Annotated in this window: 19 protein-coding genes; 6 read left to right on the top strand and 13 right to left on the bottom strand. The window is 70.3% G+C overall.

Annotated elements, in window-relative coordinates; translation table 11 throughout:
* Positions 1 to 133 precede the first annotated feature (133 nt).
* The gene (locus AC3ZJJ_RS17675) at positions 134 to 814 is read left to right on the top strand and encodes a GntR family transcriptional regulator (RefSeq protein ID WP_489893131.1); all 681 of its coding nucleotides are present in this window, start codon (positions 134 to 136) and stop codon (positions 812 to 814) included.
* A gap of 4 nt (positions 815 to 818) precedes the next feature.
* Positions 819 to 1,301 (top strand): hypothetical protein, encoded by a 483-nt coding sequence (locus AC3ZJJ_RS17670; protein ID WP_489893130.1) that lies wholly within the window; start codon positions 819 to 821, stop codon positions 1,299 to 1,301.
* A gap of 12 nt (positions 1,302 to 1,313) precedes the next feature.
* Here AC3ZJJ_RS17670 and AC3ZJJ_RS17665 read toward each other — a convergent pair whose 3' ends face one another.
* The 4 genes from AC3ZJJ_RS17665 to AC3ZJJ_RS17650 all read right to left on the bottom strand — a co-directional run bounded on the left by AC3ZJJ_RS17665 (position 1,314) and on the right by AC3ZJJ_RS17650 (position 5,141).
* A complete protein-coding gene (locus tag AC3ZJJ_RS17665; RefSeq protein ID WP_489893129.1) occupies positions 1,314 to 2,129 on the bottom strand; it encodes a putative hydro-lyase in 816 nt (271 codons plus the stop codon).
* A gap of 4 nt (positions 2,130 to 2,133) precedes the next feature.
* The gene (locus tag AC3ZJJ_RS17660) at positions 2,134 to 3,366 is read right to left on the bottom strand and encodes an NRAMP family divalent metal transporter (RefSeq protein ID WP_489893128.1); all 1,233 of its coding nucleotides are present in this window, start codon (positions 3,364 to 3,366) and stop codon (positions 2,134 to 2,136) included.
* 127 nt (positions 3,367 to 3,493) lie between these two features.
* The gene (locus tag AC3ZJJ_RS17655) at positions 3,494 to 3,787 is read right to left on the bottom strand and encodes a DUF1540 domain-containing protein (protein ID WP_489893127.1); all 294 of its coding nucleotides are present in this window, start codon (positions 3,785 to 3,787) and stop codon (positions 3,494 to 3,496) included.
* 109 nt (positions 3,788 to 3,896) lie between these two features.
* On the bottom strand, positions 3,897 to 5,141 hold the full coding sequence (locus AC3ZJJ_RS17650) for a multidrug effflux MFS transporter (RefSeq protein WP_489893126.1): 1,245 nt from the start codon (positions 5,139 to 5,141) through the stop codon (positions 3,897 to 3,899).
* Positions 5,142 to 5,215: 74 nt separating this feature from the next.
* On the opposite strand from AC3ZJJ_RS17650, the gene AC3ZJJ_RS17645 reads away from it, so the two are divergent.
* On the top strand, positions 5,216 to 5,653 hold the full coding sequence (locus tag AC3ZJJ_RS17645) for a MarR family winged helix-turn-helix transcriptional regulator (RefSeq protein ID WP_489893125.1): 438 nt from the start codon (positions 5,216 to 5,218) through the stop codon (positions 5,651 to 5,653).
* A gap of 23 nt (positions 5,654 to 5,676) precedes the next feature.
* Here the strand turns inward: AC3ZJJ_RS17645 and AC3ZJJ_RS17640 are convergent, their stop codons facing one another.
* The 6 genes from AC3ZJJ_RS17640 to AC3ZJJ_RS17615 all read right to left on the bottom strand — a co-directional run bounded on the left by AC3ZJJ_RS17640 (position 5,677) and on the right by AC3ZJJ_RS17615 (position 14,236).
* Positions 5,677 to 6,303, bottom strand: coding sequence for a LysE family transporter (locus AC3ZJJ_RS17640; protein ID WP_489893124.1), 627 nt, complete (start codon positions 6,301 to 6,303; stop codon positions 5,677 to 5,679).
* Between the two features lie 83 nt (positions 6,304 to 6,386).
* A complete protein-coding gene (gene treZ, locus AC3ZJJ_RS17635; protein WP_489893123.1) occupies positions 6,387 to 8,147 on the bottom strand; it encodes a malto-oligosyltrehalose trehalohydrolase in 1,761 nt (586 codons plus the stop codon).
* The gene (treY, locus tag AC3ZJJ_RS17630) at positions 8,144 to 10,459 is read right to left on the bottom strand and encodes a malto-oligosyltrehalose synthase (RefSeq protein ID WP_489893122.1); all 2,316 of its coding nucleotides are present in this window, start codon (positions 10,457 to 10,459) and stop codon (positions 8,144 to 8,146) included. Before treY ends, treZ begins: the two co-directional genes overlap by 4 nt.
* Positions 10,456 to 12,642: a glycogen debranching protein GlgX gene (gene glgX / locus AC3ZJJ_RS17625; RefSeq protein WP_489893121.1), complete on the bottom strand. Its 2,187-nt coding sequence runs from the start codon at positions 12,640 to 12,642 to the stop codon at positions 10,456 to 10,458. Before glgX ends, treY begins: the two co-directional genes overlap by 4 nt.
* 182 nt (positions 12,643 to 12,824) lie before the next feature.
* Positions 12,825 to 13,664 carry a pullulanase X25 domain-containing protein gene (locus tag AC3ZJJ_RS17620; RefSeq protein WP_489893120.1) on the bottom strand — a complete coding sequence of 280 codons (840 nt, stop codon included), beginning with the start codon at positions 13,662 to 13,664 and terminating at the stop codon, positions 12,825 to 12,827.
* An 89-nt stretch (positions 13,665 to 13,753) separates the two neighbouring features.
* On the bottom strand, positions 13,754 to 14,236 hold the full coding sequence (locus AC3ZJJ_RS17615; protein ID WP_489893119.1) for an Lrp/AsnC family transcriptional regulator: 483 nt from the start codon (positions 14,234 to 14,236) through the stop codon (positions 13,754 to 13,756).
* A gap of 208 nt (positions 14,237 to 14,444) precedes the next feature.
* On the opposite strand from AC3ZJJ_RS17615, the gene ald reads away from it, so the two are divergent.
* The gene (gene ald / locus AC3ZJJ_RS17610) at positions 14,445 to 15,575 is read left to right on the top strand and encodes an alanine dehydrogenase (protein WP_489893118.1); all 1,131 of its coding nucleotides are present in this window, start codon (positions 14,445 to 14,447) and stop codon (positions 15,573 to 15,575) included.
* Positions 15,576 to 15,597: 22 nt separating this feature from the next.
* Here ald and AC3ZJJ_RS17605 read toward each other — a convergent pair whose 3' ends face one another.
* From AC3ZJJ_RS17605 to AC3ZJJ_RS17595, 3 genes are all read right to left on the bottom strand, one after another.
* The gene (locus AC3ZJJ_RS17605) at positions 15,598 to 16,050 is read right to left on the bottom strand and encodes a DedA family protein (RefSeq protein ID WP_489893117.1); all 453 of its coding nucleotides are present in this window, start codon (positions 16,048 to 16,050) and stop codon (positions 15,598 to 15,600) included.
* Between the two features lie 97 nt (positions 16,051 to 16,147).
* Positions 16,148 to 17,413, bottom strand: a complete 1,266-nt coding sequence (locus AC3ZJJ_RS17600) for an MFS transporter (RefSeq protein WP_489893116.1) — start codon at positions 17,411 to 17,413, stop codon at positions 16,148 to 16,150.
* Positions 17,414 to 17,507: 94 nt separating this feature from the next.
* Positions 17,508 to 18,329: an SGNH/GDSL hydrolase family protein gene (locus tag AC3ZJJ_RS17595; RefSeq protein ID WP_489893115.1), complete on the bottom strand. Its 822-nt coding sequence runs from the start codon at positions 18,327 to 18,329 to the stop codon at positions 17,508 to 17,510.
* 98 nt (positions 18,330 to 18,427) lie between these two features.
* Here AC3ZJJ_RS17595 and AC3ZJJ_RS17590 point away from each other — a divergent pair, with 98 nt between their 5' ends.
* Complete coding sequence (locus AC3ZJJ_RS17590; protein ID WP_489893114.1) at positions 18,428 to 19,375, top strand: NAD(P)H-binding protein; 948 nt, start codon at positions 18,428 to 18,430, stop codon at positions 19,373 to 19,375.
* A 10-nt stretch (positions 19,376 to 19,385) separates the two neighbouring features.
* Positions 19,386 to 20,213 (top strand): hypothetical protein, encoded by an 828-nt coding sequence (locus AC3ZJJ_RS17585; protein WP_489893113.1) that lies wholly within the window; start codon positions 19,386 to 19,388, stop codon positions 20,211 to 20,213.
* Positions 20,214 to 20,215 lie beyond the last annotated feature (2 nt).

Genomic DNA, 20,215 nt, shown 5'->3' with positions numbered 1-20,215 from the left:
CGTTTCGACGAGGGCAGATGCCCGGATCCGGTCGGAATCGGGCATCTGCCCTCGTCGAAACGGGGGGCGGGGACGGTTTGCTTTGTCGAAACGCTGGACCGGGGCGCCCACGGCGGCCGGTAGATTGGACGCCATGCCGATGAACGCCATGCTGGGTAACCTGGAGACCGCTGCCGCCGAGCACGCGCACACCGGGGCGTGGATCGCGTCCGTGCTCCGCTCCCGCATCGCCGAGGGGCGTCTGGTGCCGGGGTCCAAGCTCTCCGAGCAGGCGCTGTCGACGGCGCTGGGGGTCTCCCGCAACACCCTCCGCGAGGCCTTCACGGTGCTCGCCGGCGAATCCATGGTGGACCGCATCCCGAACCGCGGCGTGTTCGTGGCCTCCCCCGGCGCCGACGACGTGCGCGAGATCTACCGGGTGAGGCGGATGATCGAGCCGGCCGCCGCGCTGTGGGGCGAGGTCACCGACGAGGCGCTCGGGGCCATGGACTCGATCGTGGCCCGGGCCGTGTCCGCGCGGGACGCCGGCTCCGTGGCGGAGATGGCCGACGCGAACCAGGCGCTGCACAGGGCGGTCGTCTCGCTCACCGGGAGCGGCACCCTCGAACTGCTGATGGACCGCGTCCTGGCCAAGATGCGTCTGGTGTTCCACGCCATGGCCTCGGCCCCGGACTTCCACAGCCACTACGTGAACCGCAACGTGGAGCTGGTGGGAAGGCTGCGCGCCGGCCGCCGCTCCGAGGCGGCGGAGGGCCTCCGCGCCTACCTCGACGCCGCCGAGGCGGAACTGTTGGGCCACCTGGGCGCACACTGATGTTATGAGGCCACTCTGGCGCGTCTTTTGGGTCGTGATGGTCGTGCTGCTCGTTGCGCCCGTTTTCGCCGCGTGCAACGGCTTTCCGCCCTTCACGGGCCCGTGCTTCCCGCCGCCCTATTCCGTGTCCCCCGCCCGGGCGGCGCCCGGGGACACTGTCACCGTGAGCGCGCCGGACGCCGACTGCCGGCCGCGCTACGGCGAGGACGCGGAGGTAGAACTGACACTGCACGACTCGACCGGCAGGGCCGTCCTGACCCGGCGCGGGCCCATGAGCGACGACGGCGGGTTCAGCGTCGCCTTTGTGGTGCCCCGCGACGCGGCGGCCGGACCGGGGTTCGTCGAGGCCGGCCCGGCCGACGTCGACTGGTGCGACGACACGGGCAAGAACAACCGGGTGTCCCGAGGCGGATCTCCGGGGGCCGGCGCCACCCTTGAACGGGTCTCCTGCGCGCAACGCATGCTGCCGCTCGCCATCCTCCCGTAACCGGCGGTCCGCCTAGGGGATCAGGTAGTCGCTGTCCCGCGCGTCCGTGATGAGCATGTGGCCGGGAGCGTGCCCGATCGCCAGGGTCGGGCGGGATTCCATAACGGCGGCCTGCGGCGTCACACCGCACGCCCAGAACACGGGGATGTGCCCGTCGGGGATGGCCACGGGATCACCGAAGTCCGGCCTGCCCAGGTCCGCGATGCCCAGCTCGTGCGGGTTTCCGACGTGCACGGGCGCCCCGTGGACGGCCGGGTAGCGCGAGGTGATCCGCACGGCGTCGGACACCTGCGACGCCGGGATCGGCCGCATGGAGACCACCATCGGCCCGGCCATGGCCCCGGCCGGAGCGCAGCGTCGGTCCGTCCGGTACATCGGGACGTTCACGCCCTGGTCGATGTGCGCGATGCGGATGCCGGCGTCGATCAGCGCCGACTCGAAGGTGAAGCTGCAGCCGACGATGAACGTCACCAGGTCCCCGCGCCAGTGGGCGGTGAGGTCGGTGGGCTCGTCGACCAGGACGCCGTCCTCGTAGACCGTGTATCGCGGCACGTCCGTGCGGATGTCCCCACCGGCCAGCAGCGGCCCCGTGGTCTCGCCGGCGTCGAGAACACCCAGGATGGGGCACGGCTTGGGGTTGCGCTGGGCGAAGAGCAGGACGTCGAACGCCTGAGCCTTCGGGACAATGATCAGGTTCGCCTGCGCGTGGCCGCGGGAGACGCCCGCGGTCGGCGCCACCAGGCCCGCGCGGAACAGGGCACGGGCCGCGGCGGGCGTCAGGTCGGCATGGTTTTCCGGCAGCACGACGCCGGTGCCCGGGCGGCCCATGCCGCTAGGCCCAGAGCTTCGCGAGGCCGGCCAGCGAGCTCCAGCCCAGGAACAGGGTCAGCAGCCAGGTGGCGACGCCGAGGATCAGGAGCCACTTGGGGTAGGCGTATCCCTGCATCAGGTCGCGGCGGCGCCAGGCGACCCACAGCAGGATCGCGAAGCCGACGGGCAGGATGAGGCCGTTGAACGCGCCGGCGAAGATCAGCAGCTGCTGCGGGGCCTGGCCGAGGAACAGGTAGATGACGGCGCACACGGCGATGAAGGCCACGGTGATCAGGTTGCGGGTGCGCTCCGGCGTCTTCGCCGTGGTGATGAAGGAAACCGAGGTGAACGCGGCGCCGATGACCGAGGTGATGGCGGCGGCCCAGAGGACCACGCCGAAGAGGCGCATGCCGATCTCGCCGGCGGCGGCTCCGAAGGCCTCGGCCGCCATGTTGTCGCTCGTGAGGACCGTGCCCCCGGCGACGACGCCGAGGATCGCGAGGAAGAGCAGGACGCGCATGATGCCCGTGACAAGGATGCCGAGGATCGAGCTGCGCGTGATGTGCTTGACGTTCTCCACACCGGTGGCGCCCGAGTCCAGCATGCGGTGGGCGCCCGCGTACGTGATGTAGCCGCCGACCGTGCCGCCGACGAGGGTGGTGATGATCAGGAAGTCGACCTTCTCCGGAAGGAACGTGTTCTTCAGGGCGTCGCCCAGCGGGGGCGCGGCCACGATCGCCACGTAGATCATCAGGAGGATCATCACGGCCCCGAGAAGCACAACGATCCGGTCCAGCGCCATGCCGGCCTTCTTGCTCACGAAGACCAGGATGGCGATAAGCGCAGAAACGGCGCCGCCGATCTTGGGGTCCAGCCCCATCATGGCGTTGACGCCGAGGCCGGTCCCCGCGATGTTGCCGATGTTGAAGACGATCCCGCCGATGAACACCAGCGCCGCAAGGAACCAGCCGATGCCGGGGAGGACCTTGTTGCCGAGTTCGTGTGCTCGGAGTCCCGAGACGCCGATGACGCGCCACACGTTCATCTGCACGGCGATGTCCACGAGGATGGAAACCAGGATCGCGAAGGCGAACGCCGCGCCCAGCTGGACGGTGAAGACCGTGGTCTGGGTGATGAAGCCGGGGCCGATGGCGCTGGTCGCCATCAGGAACATCGCCCCGAGGAGGGCGGTGCGCCTGGCCGAGTGGCTCAGGTTGATTTTGGTGCCGGGCTCGTTGGTGCCGGTCTCTGCCATGGGAGTATCCGTCCGGTGCGGTGACGACAGTCACAGGGTTGTTTCAGAGAACCCTACAGGTTGTTCAACAATCTCCGCAAGGAATTGTTGAACAACCACTCCGCCGCGGGCGGGCTTCCCAACGCTTCTAGACGGCGTGTTTGTAGGTCAGGCAATCGGCGTTGTCCGCCCCGGGCCCCACATGGATTTCGCTCGCCGTGCACATCAGGCGGTCATTGTGGACGCATTCCCCGCGTTGGCAGGCGCCAACCGAGGACAGGACCTTCGGCAGCCCCCCGTGCGTCCCGGTGTCCACGAATGTTGCGCACTGGGCGTGGTCGGACGCGCCGCCGATGGTGATGCCCGCGGCCTCGCAGTGGGAGTGGTCGTTGAAGGAGCAATTGTCCACGGTGCATTCCGCGACGGGTGGCGTGACAGTCATGGTGATGTTCTCCTCATGCCATCGGCCCGGCCGGTGCGGGCCGCTATCACCACGGTAGACCCGATCGCACCCGGAAAATTAGTGCCGGTTTCCGCGTGTATTTCTGGACTCAGCGCAGGTGGGCCGGCTCCGGATCCCGTTCGACGGCGTCGGCGTCCCGTTCCGCAGCCGGGCCGCGGGTGAGCGCAACGAGGCTCACGAGGGCAATGGCTCCGGCAACGAGCATCACGATCGCCATTGGCACGGCGCTTCCCTCGCCGGCGAGGCCCACCAGCGGCGAGGCGACGGCGGCCAGGGTGAACTGCAGCGCGCCCATGATCGCGGACCCGCTGCCCGCATACTCCTTGACCTGTTCCGTGGCCAGGGCCGCTGCGTTCCCGAAGATCAGGCCCAGCGAGGAGATCGCCAGGAACAGCACCACGACGGTGGGCACCAGGGGGGTGTTTCCGAGCGAAACAACCGCCAGCAGGATGGCACTGAGGACCACCAGGGCCGAGACCCCGATGTACGTCATGCGCAGTGGGCCCAGGCTGCCGACCAGCCTGACGCCGATGATGCTGGTGATCGTGATGCCCAGCGCGTTGAGCGCGAAGGCCACCGAGAACGCGGTGGTGCTCAGGCCGAGGATGTCCTGGTAGACGAAGGGCGAGGCGGAGATGTAGCCGAACATCGCGGCCATGGAGAACGCGAACGCGAACGTAAAGCCGAGGTAGCGCCGGTTGCCCAACACGCGGCCGGTGTTCGCGAAGAGCTCCCTGGCGCCGCCTTTGCTGCGCCGTTCCGCCGGCAGGCTCTCCTTGACGATGAGGATCGAGCCGACCACCATCAGCAGGTTCAGGATTGCCAGCGCCCAGAACACACCGCGCCATCCGGCGAAGCCGATGACTCCGCCTCCGGCCAGCGGCGAGAGGACCGGCGCGACGCCGCCGACGGCCATCAGGATGGCGAACTGCTTGGCGGCGTGCACTCCGCGGGCGGAGTCCGAGACGATGGCGCGGGCCAGGACCACGCCGGCCGCGCCGGCGAAGCCTTGGACAAATCGCATGGCGATCAGGAAATCCACGCTGGGCGCCACGGCGCACAGAGCGCTCGCGGCCAGGCATGCGCACGCGCCGACGAGCAGCGGCTTCCGCCGTCCGAAACGATCCGACAGCGGCCCGATGACCAATTGGCCGACCGCCATGCCGAGCATAAACGTGGTGAGAGTGAGCTGGATCGTCGCCGCGCTGGTGTCCAGGTCGCGCATCATCTGCGGGAAGGCCGGCAGGTACATGTCGATGGCGAAGGGGCCCAGGGCGCTGAGCAGCGCCAGCATGGTCATCAGGGACACCGTTGTTTTGGTGGAGGTGGTCATGGTGGATCGGTTCACTTTCGTTGGGCGGCTCGATTATGTTGACATATGTATGTCTAGATAGCAAAATTGGTGGCATGGAAAAAGTACACGAGGCGGCGAAGGCTCTCCTGGAGCTGGCATGGTGGGTGCAGCGCAAAGGCCCCCTTCGCGCGGGGCTGGAGCCGCTGCCCGCGACGGAGCGGGCCATCCTCGGCTATCTGGAGGATCACGACGGCCCCGGCGTCACGGAGGTCGGGGCCGCGCTGGACATCAAGCCGTCGAACGTCTCCTCCGCGGTCCGCGACCTCGTCGGCCGCGGGCTGGTGGAGAAGGCTCCCGACCGTTCGGACAAGCGGAAGTCCCTGCTCTACCTGACGCCGCTGGCGCGGGAGAACAAGCGCAGCATCGACAGCGCGGTGACGGGCTCCCTCGAGGAGGTGCTGGAGCAGCTCTCCCCCGAACACCGGGCGGCGCTCTTCGCCTCCCTGGACGCTCTCGGCGACGTCGCGCAACGGCTGCGGCCGCACACTTAGGCCGCCGGGGCGGCGCGGCCGCCTCAGAGCAGGGCGCCAACGAGCATCAGCACACCCAGGGCGCCTACCACGCCACTGCCGACGACGGGCGTCCACCGTTTCAGCCGGCCGCCGGACGTCGCGCCCAGCAGCGCGCCGGAGGCGACGAGCACCAGCTGCCACCCGAGGGAGGCGGCCCCCGCCCCGGCGGCGAAGGCCGCCGCCGTCGCAGCGGATGCCATCACGGCGCCGAGGCCCGCGGCAAGGGCGGCAAAGTACAGCAGGGTTGCCGGGTTGATCGCGGTCAGGCCGAAGAACACGGCGTACCTGCGCCAGCCACCGGCGCGTCCCGGCCGGGGGTCCGGACCGTCGTCAACCTGGTGGCGGGCGGCCAGCAGGCCCCGGACCGCGATGGCCAGCAGCGCCGCCCCGCCGACGAGCTGCGGCCACGGAGACCACGCCGCGACCGCCGGCGCGATGGCGGAGCCCGCCGCCACGGCGACGACGCAATACAGCACGTCAACGGTCGCGACGGCCGCGGCCGCCGGCATGGATCCGGCCCAGCCGCGCGTGGCCCCCTCCCGGACGAGGAGCACGCCGATCGCCCCGAGCGGCATGGCCACGCCCATTCCGGCCAGCACACCGATGCCCAGGGCTGTCGCGAAGTCCATGGACACCAGTGGGGCCCGCTGGGACGCGGATCCAACACCGCACCCGGCACGCGCCGGGGACGGGCGAGGAGTCTTTCCGGCGGCTAGGCCAGGCGAATCACGGCGGCGGACTTGGCCGGCAGCGTGATCGCCGCCTCGGCACCCGCCGCCGAACCGGCGTCGCCGCCCACGTCCCGGGTGCTCAGCAGGACGGAGTCCGCGCCGGCGCGCAGCGGGACACGGCGCTCGTCACCGGACAGGTTGAGGACGACGGCGGTGCCGCCGCGGTAGTGCACCAGCCAGCGGTCGGCCTCGTCGAAGTCGACGGCGTCCGGCCAGGACGGATTCCGCAGGGACGGTTCCGCCTTGCGCAGGGCCAGCAGGTCCTTGTAGAGGCCCAGCATCCGGGCGTGGTCCCCGGTGCCGGGTTCGGACCAGTCCAGGCGCGAGTCCTCGAACGTGGACGGATCCTGCGGGTTGGGGACCACCGCCGGGTCCCAGCCCATGCGCTCGAACTCGGCCAGCCGGCCCTCCGCCGTTGCCTTGCCCAGCTCCGGTTCCGGATGGGACGTGAAGAACTGCCACGGCGTGGAGGCCGCGAACTCCTCGCCCATAAAGAGCATCGGGGTGAACGGCGACGTGAGGTTCAGGACGGCGGCCAGCGCCAGGTCGTCGAAGCCCAGCGTGGCCGTGATCCGGTCCCCCGCGGCGCGGTTGCCGATCTGGTCGTGGTTCTGGGTGCACACCACCAGTTGGTGGGCTGCGACGCGCGCGTGGTCGATCGGCCTCCCGTGGTGGCGGGCGCGGAAGGAGGACCATGCACCGTCGTGGAAAAAGCCGTCCCCCAGCACCTTCGCGAGCGCGCCGACGGAGTCGAAGTCTGCGTAGTAGCCGTCCGTCTCACCCGTGAGGTTCACGTGGACGGCATGGTGGAAGTCGTCGCTCCACTGGCCGCCGAGCCCGTACCCGTTGACGTCCCGAGGCTGGATGAGCCGGTCGTTGTTCAGGTCCGACTCCGCGATGAGGAACAGCGGTCGGCCCGTTTCCGCGGCCAACGCGTCCGTCGCGGCCGCCATCTCCTCCAGGATGTGCACGGCGCGCTCGTCCCGCAGCGCGTGCACGGCGTCCAGCCGCAGCCCGTCGACGTGGTTCTCGCGCAGCCACATCAGCGCGTTGTCCACGATGAACGCGCGCACCTCGTCGGAGTCCGGCCCGTCGAGGTTGACGGAGTCCCCCCACGTGTTCGCGTCGCCCTGCTTGAGGTAGGGGCCGAACCGCGGCAGGTAGTTGCCGCTGGGGCCGAGGTGGTTGTAGACGACGTCCTGGATAACGCCCAGCCCGTGGTTGTGGGCGGCGTCGACGAACCGTTGGTATGCCTCCGGCCCGCCGTAGGTCTCCTGCACGGCGTACCAAAGGACGCCGTCGTAGCCCCAGTTGTGGGTCCCGTTGAACGCGTTGACCGGGAGCAGCTCCACGAAGTCCACGCCCAGGTCCGCCAGATAGCCCAGCTTCCCGGCCGCGGCGTCGAGCGTGCCCTCCGGCGTGAAGGTGCCGATGTGCAGCTCGTAGATCGCGCCGCCGGCCAGTCCCGGCGAGGACCATCCGCCGTCGGTCCAGACGTGCGCGGCCGGATCGAACGTGCGCGAGAGTCCGTGCACGCCGTCCGGCTGGCGCCGCGAGCGCGGGTCCGGCACCGGCGCCGTATCGCCATCGATCAGGTAGCCGTAGTCGACCTCGCCCTCGGGGGCGGGCCCGGCCGGGGTCCACCAGCCGCCGCCGGCGGCGGACATGGGGAGCGCGGATCCGTCGGCCAGCAGCTCCACCCCGGTGGCGGCCGGCGCCCAGACGTCGAACCTTTTCCTCATGCGGTTTCCTCTCGCACCAGCAGCGCCGCGGGATAGACGGCGAAGATCTCCTTGGCGGGCAGCGTCCCGTCGCTGGTCAGCACGCGCCCCGTGATCACGTCGCGGTACTCGCCGGCCGCCAGCAGCACGCGGGTGTCGCGCCAGCCGCCGGCGCGCTCCAGCCCCACGGGCAGGCGGGTGACCAGGGTGAAGGCGCCGCCGCGGTCGAACGCGAACACGTGCTCGGCGGCGTCGCCCTCGGTGGCGACCGCCTCGTAGCCCGCGAAGTACTCCGGACGCTCCCGCTTGAGCCGCAGCGCCCGGTTGATCAGCAGCATCTTGGCTGCGGCCTTGTCGTCGACCGCCGGTGGGGGGGCGTCCCGCACGGCGCTCAGCGTGGTGTGCCGCCGCTCGAAGTCCACGGCCCGCCGGTTGTCCGGGTCCACCAGGGAGTGGTCCCAACGCTCGGTGCCCTGGTACACGTCCGGCACGCCCGGCATGGTGAGCTGCACCAGCTTGGCGGAGAGCGAGTTGGAGCGGCCGGCGTCCTTGATCCGGTCCACCAGCTCGTTCAGGATCCGGTTGACCTCGGGGTGGTCGAAGGCCGCGTCGACGGCCGCGTGCAGGCCCCGCTCGAACTCCGTGTCCGGGTTGGTCCAGGTGGTGCTGTTCCCGGCCTCCCGCGCGGCCTTCTCGGCGTACGCGTGGGCCCGCTCGCGGGAGATGGCCCAGGCTCCGACGGCGGCCTGCCACAGCAGGTCCGCGAACGGCAGGTCTCCCAGCGGGGACAGCGCGTCCAGCCGGGCGAACTCCTCCGCCCATTCGGTGGGGAGCTCGGAGAGCACGCTGATCCGGGCGCGGGTGTCCTCGCTGCGCTTGGTGTCGTGCGTGGACAGCGTGGTCATGGACAGCGGGCTCGCCAGCTGGCGGGCGGCGAACTTGGTGTGCAGGTCGAACGGCTCGATCGCGAAGACCGACGGGTCCGCGCCGACCTCGTTGAGCGAGGTCAGCCGCGTGAAGCGGTAGAACGCGGTGTCCTCCACCCCCTTGGCCATGACCATGCCGGAGGTCTGCTGGAACCGGGTGGCCAGCTCGCTGGTTCCCGTGGGCACGGCCAGCAGCGGGTGCAGCGCCGTGATGGTCTCGGCGAGGTCCGGCCTGTGGACGCGCGCCGCGATGACGGCCTCCTCGAGGTGTTCGGCACCCACCGGCAGGTAGCTGCGGTACACCGGGAAGCAGCTCAGGAGCTCGGCGATCGCGTCGGCCGCGGTCTCCGCGTCCAGCCCGGCGTCCCTCGGCACCAGCCGGGCCAGGCGCAGCACCTCGGAGCGGAGCAGCCCGTCGGCGATGGCCCGCTTGGTCTCGTGGATCATCGGCGCGTACCGCTCCGGCTGCGCGACCTCGCTCAGGACCTCGCGGCCCGCGGGGTCAACGAAAAGCCGGTCGACGTCGGCCAGTGCATCGTAGCCAGTGGTGCCCTCGCACTCCCAGTCCTCGGGCAGCCGCTCGCCCGGCTCGAGGATCTTCTCGACCAGCACGTAGGCGCCGCCGGTGAGTTCGCGCAGGCGGCGCAGGTAGCCGGCCGGGTCGGCCAGGCCGTCCGGATGGTCGATCCGCAGGCCGTCCACGAGCCCCTCGTCGAACCAGCGCTTGACCTCGGCGTGGGACTCGTCGAAGACCCAGTCCACCTCCACCCGCAGGCCCGCCAGCGTCGTGACGCCGAAGAACCGGCGGTAGTTCAGCTCGCTGTCCGCCCGGCGCCAGTTGACCAGCTGGTAGTGCTGGCGGTCGTGCACGGCCAGGGGGTCGTCGCCGTCCCGCGCCGTGCCCGGGGCCACCGGGAGGTGGTGGTCGTAGTAGTGCAGCTCGAACCCGCCGGGGCCGGCCACGAGCTTGAGCTCGCCGTCTTCGCCGTCGCCGTCTCCGAGCAGCGGCAGGCGGATCCGCCCGCCGCCCGCGTCCCAGTCGACGTCGAACGCCTCGGCGTAGCGGGACTCCCGCCCCTCGCGCAGCAGCGACCACCACCACGGGTTCTGCCGCGGCGTGGCGATGCCCATGTGGTTCGGGACGATGTCCACCAGCACGCCCATCCCCGCGGCGTGGGCCGCCTCGGAGAGGGCCCGCAGCCCGTCGGCCCCGCCGCGCGCGGGGTCGACAGAGGTGGGATCGGTGACGTCGTACCCGTGGTCCGATCCCTCCTCGGCGGTCAGGATCGGCGACAGGTAGACCCAGCCTGCGCCGAGCTCCCGCAGGTACGGCACCACCGCGGCGGCGTCGTACAACGTGAAACCGGGGCGGATCTGCAGCCTGTAGGTGCTCAGCGGAGTCTTCATGCGGACGTCTCTCGATTCTTCGATCCGGCGAGGGCGGCCAGCGACGCGGCCACCGAGTGGTCCGGGTCCGCCTCCTCCAGCTCGTGGGCGCGCAGCACCAACATGGAGCGTCCGACGACGGTCACCGACGTGCCGGCGTCGACCGGCTCGCTGTCCGCGTAGGCTCCGGCCGTGTCGATGACCTGGTCCCACTTGGGCGCGTAGGTCTTCGGCGGCAGCTTGAAGTCGACGTCCTCGTGGTGCGGGTTGAAGAACAGCAGGAAGTGCAGGTCGTGGATCTCCTGCCCCCGGCTGTCCGTCCCGGCGATGCCGTTGCCGTTGAGGAACACGCCGATGGACGCCGCAATGTCCGCGTCCCAGTCGGCCGGCTTCATGGGACGGCCGTCGGCGCCCAGCCACTCGATGTCCGGCAGCTTGCCGCCGTCCTCGAGTTCGACGGGGCGGCCGTCGAAGAAGCGCCGGCGCCGGAACGTGGGGTGCTCGGCGCGCAGCTTGTTGACCGCCGCGGTGAACTCGAGGAGCGGCTGGTCCACCTCGTCCCAGTGGATCCAGCTGAGCTCGGAGTCCTGGGCGTAGGTGTTGTTGTTGCCGTTCTGGGTGCGGCCCAGCTCGTCGCCGTGGGCGATCATGGGCACGCCCTGTGAAAGCAGGAGTGTGGCGATGAAGTTGCGCTGCTGCCGGGCGCGCAGCGCCTGGACCTCCGGGTCGTCGGTCGGGCCCTCCTCACCGCAGTTCCAGGAACGGTTGTGGGACTCGCCGTCGTTGTTGTCCTCGCCGTTGGCGTCGTTGTGCTTGTCGTTGTAGGACACCAGGTCCCGCAGGGTGAAGCCGTCGTGGGCCGTGACGAAGTTGATCGACGCCACCGGGCGGCGGCTGGAGTGCTCGTACAGGTCCGCCGAGCCGGTGAGGCGGGACGCGAACTCGCCCAGCGTCGACGGCTCGCCGCGCCAGAAGTCCCGGACCGTGTCCCGGTACTTGCCGTTCCACTCGGTCCACTGGGGCGGGAAGTTGCCCACCTGGTAGCCGCCGGGGCCGATGTCCCACGGCTCGGCGATCAGCTTGACCTGCGAGACCACCGGGTCCTGCTGGATGAGCTCGAAGAAGGTGGAGAGCTTGTCCACGTCGTAGAACTCGCGCGCCAGGGTGGAGGCGAGGTCGAACCGGAAGCCGTCGACGTGCATCTCCGTGGCCCAGTAGCGCAGGGAGTCCATCAGCAGCTGCAGGGAGTGCGGGCTGCGCACGTTCAGCGAGTTTCCGGTGCCCGTGTAGTCCATGTAGTAGCGCTTGTCGTCGTCCATCAGCCGGTAGTAGGACTCGTTGTCGATGCCGCGCATGGAGAGCGTGGGGCCCAGGTGGTTGCCCTCGGCGGTGTGGTTGTAGACCACGTCGAGGATGACCTCGATGCCCGCCAGGTGCAGCGTGCGCACCATCGCCTTGAACTCCTGCACCTGCTGGCCGGTGTCGCCGGTGGCGCTGTAGGTGTTCTGCGGGGCGAAGAAGCCGATGGTGTTGTAGCCCCAGTAGTTGGAGAGCCCCTTGTCCTGCAGCGTGCTGTCGTTGACGAACTGGTGCACGGGCATCAGCTCGAGCGCCGTGACGCCCAGCTTCTGCAGGTGCGCGATCACGGAGGGGTGAGCGACGCCGGCGTAGGTGCCCCGCTGTTCCTCCGGGATGTCCGGGTGCATCTCGGTCAAGCCCTTGACGTGGGCCTCGTAGATCACGGACTGGTGGTACGGCGTCTTGGGCTTGCGGTCGCCGTCCCAGTCGAAGAACGGGCTGACCACAACGCCGAGCATCATGTGCGCGGCGGAGTCATCGTCGTTTCGCGACTCCTCGTCGCCGAAGTTGTAGCCGAAGAGGGCCTGGTCCCAGTCGATCTCGCCGTGGACCGCCTTGGCGTACGGGTCGAGGAGCAGCTTGTTGGGGTTGCACCGCTGCCCGGAGGCCGGGTCGTTGGGGCCGTGCACGCGGAAGCCGTACTTCTGTCCCGGGATGATCTGCGGGAGGTAGCAGTGCCAGACGAGGCCGTCGACCTCCGTCAGGGTGGCGCGCGTTTCCTCGCCCTCGTCGTCGAAGAGACAAAGCTCAACGGATTCGGCCACTTCGCTGTAGAGGGCGAAATTGGTTCCGTTGCCGTCGTAGGTCGCGCCGAGTGGATAGGCGTCGCCGGGCCAAACTTCCATGAAATCTCCAAGCCATCGTGTTTCAGTCATGCGCGTGGCCCATGCCGGGCCGAGTCGTGCCTGTCCCCAGACTATAGGGACGCGCGGCCGCACCACGTGACGAGGTTCGCCCGGCGCGACGGCGCCGGGCGAACCTGGTGGTGTGAGGCGATGGTGATTCCCGCCTGCGGTGCGGCCGGAGCCTAGGCCACGACGACGTCGCGCGCGTTGTGGTCGTAGGCGAAGAGCACCGTTCCGCCGGCGTGCTCAAGCTCGTGGTTGGCGCCGTCGCGCACGCCGAAGGCGCCGTAGTTCTCCTCCCAGGAGTTCTCCAGCACCACCTTGTACTCGTAGCGCCCCGCGGGCAGGTCAACCGCCAGTTTCCAGCGCAGCTCGGCCGGATCGAAGGCCATCTGCACGACGTCGGTGGCCGGGTTCCAGTTCTCTCCCGCGCCCAAGTGCGTCGCGAAGTCGCCGGCGAGCGCCACGGACCGCGGCTGGCCGTCCGGGACGTCCGCGGCGGCCGTGGTGCCGGCTACTGGATCCGCGCCGGAGGGCGCCTCGGCCACGGCCGCGACCTCCGCCGTGGATTTCCGCGTGCGCTTCGGCGCGGCGGACGTGGGCAAGGCGGACTTCGGGCCGGACTCCGGCGCGGCCTTCGCGCGGGTCGGACGCTTTTTGGGGGCGGGCTTGGGCAGCGGGGTGCCCTCCGGCACGGGCGTCCCGGCCGCCAACGCCTCGGCGAAGCGCTGCGCCGTCGGGAAGGCCACGGTGGCCCGCTGGCCCAGCTCGGTGGCGCTCCAGCCCGACCTGCCCTTGACCATCCAACCGGCCTTGACCAGGCGGGCGGTCGCCGTGGTCAGATTCTTGTGCCCGCGGGGAATCCCTCCGCTGAGCAGCTCGGCCTCTTGGGGTGTGGGCGGGACCTGTACCAGGGCTTCGGCCAGGACCGTCCCGGCGTTGACGGGGAGGCCCTCCGTGGCGGCAGCGCTCAGCAAATCGAGCACGGCCTTGAGCCGCAGGTCGGTGTTCGGAATCGCCATCAATGCTCCTTCGTGGGGTGTTGTGCCTTCAGTCATTTCACACTCGCCACGGCAACACCAGACATGGCAGGTGAACTACTCGTTGGTAGCTATACCCAGGGGACCAGGCCGTGCGAATGCTCGAACACCAGGGACGTCTGCGTCGACGCGACGGCGGGGTTGGCGGAGAGGTTGTCCAGCACAAACTGGCGCACGTCGTTGGAGTCCTTGACGGCCACGTGGATCAGGAAATCGTCCGTGCCGCCCAGGAAGAAGAGCTGGGTGACGCCCGGCTTCGCGCGGATCTCCTCGGCGAACGACGACATCAGGTGCCGCGCCCCCGCCCGGATCCGGACGAAGATCAGCGCCTCCAGCGCGTGGCCCAGCACCTCGGGGTCGATGTCCACGGTGAATTTCCGGATGACGCCGGACTCCCGGAGGGCGTTGACGCGCGCCAGGCAGGTCGACGGCGCTATGCCCAACTCCTGCGCGAGCGAGTTGTTGGTCCTCCGGGCGTTCTCGGAAAGCATCCGCAAAAGTCCCCGGTCGACGTCGTCGAGGTCCACCGGGCGCCGGCGCCGAAGATCTTTCACTGTGGCCACCGTCACACCCGCCCTTTGCCGAAATAAAAGCTCGATTCCATTCAGACTACCGTAGGAAATTCCGCTTTACACCCCCGAAACCGCAGGAAAACCTACGCTTGATGCACGGGAATCAGCCATGGATTCCCGTGGGGAGCGGCACCCGGACGACCTCCGGGGCACCCCGTCCACACGCAGGCCAAGACCGCAGGAGCGAAAAATGATCATCGGCGTCCCCAAGGAAATCAAGAACAACGAATTCCGCGTGGCCATCACCCCGGCCGGCGTCTCCGAGTTCGTCGCCCGCGGCCACGAGGTGGTCGTGGAGACCGGCGCCGGCGTCGGCTCCGGGATTCCGGACGAGACCTTCGTCGAGGCCGGCGCCCGCATCGCGGCCGATGCCGACTCCACGTGGGGACCCGCCGAGCTCGTGCTCAAGGTGAAGGAGCCGATCGCGGACGAGTTCCACCGCATGCAGCCCAACCAAGTCCTCTTCACCTACCTGCACCTTGCCGCGTCCCGCGAGTGCACCGAGGCCCTCGTGGCCGCCGGAACCACGGCGATCGCCTACGAGACCGTCACCTCCGGCCGCTCGCTGCCGCTGCTGGCCCCGATGTCCGAGGTCGCCGGGCGCCTCGCCGCCCAGATCGGCGCCGTGCACCTGCAGCAGCCCAACGGCGGCGCGGGCATCCTGATGGGCGGCGTCCCCGGAACGCGTCCCGCGAAGGTCGTGGTCATCGGCGGCGGCGTCGCCGGCGAGAACGCGGCCGTCATCGCGGCCGGCATGGGCGCGGACGTCACGATCATCGACATCAACCTTGCCCGGCTCAAGGAGATCGACATCGCCCACAACGGACGCATCAAGACGCTCGCGTCCTCCGTCTTCACGATCTCCCACGAGGTGGCCGGGGCGGACCTGGTGATTGGTTCCGTGCTGATCCCGGGGGCTGCCGCGCCGAAGCTGGTCACCAAGGACATGGTGGCGCAGATGCGGCCGGGCTCGGTGCTGGTGGACATCGCGATCGACCAGGGCGGCTGCTTCGAGGGCTCGAGGCCCACCACGCACGCCGACCCCATCTTCAAGGTGCACGACGCGGTCTACTACTGCGTCGCGAACATGCCGGGCGCCGTCCCGCAGACGTCCACCGCGGCGCTGACCAACGCGACGCTCCCCTACGCCCTGCGGATCGCCTCGAAGGGCTGGCGCCAGGCGCTCCGCGAGGACGCCGGCCTCGCGGCCGGCCTGAACGTGCACGCCGGCCGCGTCACCTACGCGCCCGTCGCGGACGCGCACGGCCTCGAGTACGTGGCGACGGATTCCGTGCTGGCCGAGGAGTCGCTGGCCCTCTAGGCCGGCGGGCGGCGCGCCGGTATCACCCCGTGCGCCGCCGGTAGGCGATCCACGCGAGGGCCGCCGCCGCAACGAGCAACACGGCGCCCAACACCCACGGCCAGCCCAGCGCCAGCCAGGCGTACAGCACGGCCATGCCCACCGTCGCGTAGACGAGCGCCCACAGCAGGCACCCCACGACGACGGCGGGCAGGTAGCGCGGCAGCGACATGCGGGAGACCCCGGCGCTGGCGTTGACCGCGGTCTGGATGCCGATGGTCAGGAAGGACAGCGGCACCGCCAGGACGCCCCACCGGTCCATAAACCGCCGGGCGCGGCGGTAGATCGGCCCCGTGAGGTAGTGCTCGAACCTGGTGTGGCGGACCCCGGCGGCGATGCCCCGGCCAATCCAGTAGGTGGTGTTCGCGCGGAGCATGGCCAGGGCGAACAGGAACGCGAAGGCCCAGCCGAAGGGGGCCTCGCGCAACCAGTCCATTGTTCAACGGTACCGGCCATCGCCCCGGCACCCGCCGGCACGGGGCCCGGACCGCGGGCCGCAGCGCGCCGCAGCGCGCCTCAGCGGGCCGCCTGCCCTACGGGACGGACTTGATCCTGTACACCAACACCGCGGCGACCAGCCCGATCGCCGCGGCAAGCGTGAACATCGAAGTGTAGCCGCCCAGGAATTTCACGGCGAGCAGCGCGAGCGCCGGGGCCACGACCTGCGGGAGCGCGGCCGCGATGTTGATGACGCCGAGGTCCTTGCCGCGGGCGGCCGCCGAGGGCAGAACCTGGGTCAGCAGCGCGAAGTCGACCGCCAGGTACGCGCCGAAGCCGACCCCCAGCACTCCCGCGCCGACGACCGCACCGGGCCACACGGGAAAGAACGCCATGATTAGGGCGGCGCACGCGATGAGGCCGGACGATCCGGCGACGAAGACGCGGCGCTTGCCCACCCGGTCGCTCCACCGGCCCGCCACAACGCTGGTAATGATGACCATGACCGCATACAGCCCGGTCAGCACCAGCACTCCCCCGGCCGGATTGGGGTGGCGGATCACGTCGGTGAGGAAAAAGAGCAGGTAAACGATGGTGAGCTGGTTGCCGACGAACATCAGGAAGCGCGTCAGCCAGGCCCACCCGAAGTCCGGGTGGGTGCGGGGGTCGATCCAAAAGCCGCGCAGGAACGCGCCTAGCCGCCAGGGCTCGCGGGCCCCGCGCGGCAGCACCGGGTCGTTGGAGCGGAGCAGATACGGCACCACCGAGAGCAGCAGGGCGGCCGCGCAGAGCCAGTAGCCGAACGCGATGTTCCCGAAGATCACAAAGCCGATGACGGAGCCGCCCAAGATCCCGAGCGTCTGGCCCATGGCGGCCAGGCCGCCGACCTGACCGCGCTGGGAGACCGGGACGCGGTCGGGGATTGCGGCAAAGACCGTGGAGTACGCGGCGTTGGCGCCCGCCTGCACCAGGCACCAGCCCAAAAGCAGCATGGCGACCGTCGTGGAGCCGGAGAGCATCAACAGCGCGGCCGTGCCGAGGATGGCGCCGCCGAGGATCCACGGCGAGCGCCGCCCCATGCGCGAGACGGTCCGGTCCGAGAGCGCCCCGGACAGCGGGTTGGCGACGAGGGACACCGCCGCGCCGCACGCCGTCACCAGGGAAAGGATCGCCTCCTTGTTGCCCGCGTCGATGATGGTCGCCTGGAGCCCCAGGAGAATGTTGATGGGCGCGAAGAACGCGACGTTGATGCCAACGTTGACGAGGACGACGCCGGTGACCCACGCGGGTCCGACCCGGCGGACCGGCTCGGCGAGCGCCTCGGGGGCGGCGACGCCGCCCGTCCGGGGCTCCGTGCTCACGCCGCGAGGCTCTGGAACAGTCCGGCGCCGGCCATGGCCACCAGGGAGATGGCGACGATCCACGCCACGGGCTTCTGAAGTTTGCGCAGTGAGTTCATGATGCGTTCATGCTAGTCCGGGTTCGCTTCCGGTAGAGCCTCTTGAGCCCGTCGGCTGGCCGGACCGGCTCCGGCCAGCGGGGCTCTAGGGCGTCCCCAAGGGTGATTCCGCGCAGCCGCCGCCCGAACATGGGAACGACCCACTGCCTCAGCCACTCCGCGTCGCGGATCAGCGCGTCGCGCAGAGCCACGCGCTCGGCCGGTCCCAGGTCCTCGAACTCCAGCTGGTGAACGACCCCAAGCAGGTTCAGGACCTGAATCGCCATGTAGCGGTGCCCGGCGCGGTTCATGTGCAGCTTGTCCGAATCCCACATCCGGCGGTCCTGGTAGGCGTCCCAGGTCCAGTAGTCCACCAGCACGGCGCCGTCGCGCTCGTGCTTCGCGGCCAGCACGCGCACCGCGTCGTTGAAGACCCAGTTGCGCCGCTTCATGGGCTCCAGCACAGGGTGCATCGGCACGTCGAACCCGGTGAACAGCAGGACGCGGGCCCCCGAGGAGCACAGCCGCTCCACGGCGCGGGAGTAGCTCTCCAGGAGCGCGCCCATGTCGTTGCGCAGCTCCAGGATGTCGTTGCCGCCGGCGTAGAAGGAGATGACGGTCGGGTTCATAGCAAGGGCCGACTCGACCTGTTCCTCGATGATCTTTCCCAGTCGGCGGCTGCGCACCGCGAGATTGGCGTATTCCCACGCGGGATCGGCCTTGGAGAGCTGTTTGGCCACGCGGTCCGCCCATCCGCGGACCCCGTTGGGAAGGCGGGGGTCCCAGTCCCCCACGCCCTCGGTGAAGGAATCGCCGATCGCCACAAACCGTTCACCCATCCCCCCACGCTAGGAGCGGCGGAACTACGGCGGACGACGCGTGTGCGAACGGCGGGTTAACCCTCTGGCCACCCCGCTCCGCGGCGTACGGTGGAGCCATGGAACAAGCATCTTCCCGCGCCGTCGTCGTCCTCCCCGGGGCCACCGGTGAAATCGGCGGGCGCGTGGCCCGCGATCTGGCGGGCAAGGTGCCGCTGCGCCTGCTCTCCCGCGACCTGGGCCGCGCCGAGTCGGCCGCAGCCTCGCTGAGGACCGCGGACCCGGCGGCGCCGGACGGCCCGTCCGGACCCGCGGCCGCCGTCGACGTCGGCGTCGCGGACTACTCGGACCCGAACGCCGAGCTGGCCATGCGCGGGGCCGACGTCCTGCTGATGGTGTCCGCCGCGGAGGCCGCCGACCGGCTGGAAAGCCACCGCACCTTCATCGACGCCGCAGCGCGGGCGGGCATCCGCCACGTCGTCTACACGTCCTTCTTCGGCGCGGCGCCGGACGCCGTCTTCACGCTGGGCCGCGACCACTTCCACACCGAGGAGCACCTCCGCGCCTCGGGGATGGACTGGACGATCCTCCGCGACAACTTCTACCAGGACGTCTTCCCCGCGTTTGTCGGCGCGGACGGCGTCCTGCGCGGCCCCGCCGGCGACGGTCGCGTGGCCGCCGTGGCCCGGGACGACGTCGCCGCGTGCGCCGCCGTCGTCCTCAAGGAGGCCGCCGCCGCGCTGGACGCGGGGCGCCGCTCGGCCCACGCCGGCCGGACCTACAACCTCACCGGCCCCGAGGCCTTCACGCTCGCCGAGGCGTGCGCCGCGATCACGACCCTGATGGGGAGGTCCGCCGCCTTCCACAACGAGACGCTGGACGAGGCCTACGCCTCCCGAGCCGGCTATCGCGCGGAACCCTGGCAGGTGGACGCGTGGGTCAGCACGTACACCGCGATCGCCTCCGGCGGGTTGTCGGAGACCACGAACGACGTCCACGAACTGCTGGGCCGGCACGCGCAATCCCTGGCCCACACGCTGGCGCGCGCCTCCGCGAACAAGGGCTAGGCCCGCACCCATGCCCGAACCCGCCTCGAAGCGTCCGCTCTGGACCCCGCGCCACAGGGGCTGGAAGCTGGCGCACCACCTCCTGCCCGCCTTTGTGCTGGCGCTGTTCCTGCTGGCGCTGGGCGTGGCGTCCGGCGTGTTGGGCAATTGGCTCTTCGCCGTGCCGATGCTGGCCCTGGCCGCGGGAACCGCCGGATCCATCCTGCGAGCGTTCCGCCGCTCGAACACCGATGAGCTTCCGTGCACATCCGCGGTGGAGACTTCCACCGGCCGGCGGGCGGCCACGCGGTTCCCCATGGTGCCCGTCTCCGTCCCGCTGGGCGCCAGCACCGTGGGGCTGGGCGTGGTGACGGCGGTGGCCGCCCTGGCCCTGGCCGCCAGGTACCTGCTCCTGCACACGGAGGCGTGGCGGTACCTGGTGGTGGCCGCTTCGGCGGTGCTGCTGGTCGTCGGCCTGGCGATCCTGCGCCGCGGCCTGCGCCTGATGCGGACCGCCGCCTCCCGCGAACCCGCGGGCGTGTACCTGACGCGAAGCAGGGTGGTGCTCCTGGCGCCGCACGACATGCGGGAGGCCTACTGGCGCGACGTCGAATCAGTCTCGGCGGAAAACCCGCCGCGGCGCGCTCCCCTGGGAAAGCGCGGGCCGGCCCTGGTGGTCGTCCGCCTGCGGCCGGGAGCGGCCGCCGACACGGAAAGCGCGATGGTGGTGCACGTGCAGCACCTCTCCTGCGATCCGCACGTGCTGCTCCGGGCGCTTGAACACTACATGTCGCATCCGGCGGACCGCCCCGAACTCGGCACGCCCGCGGCGCTCTCCCGGGTGGGCGGGCACGGCTGACC

Source organism: Arthrobacter sp. AOP29-A2-19, assembly GCF_058138025.1.
The sequence above is the reverse complement of the archived record's forward strand: the minus strand, read 5'-3'. Positions and strand labels throughout refer to the sequence as shown.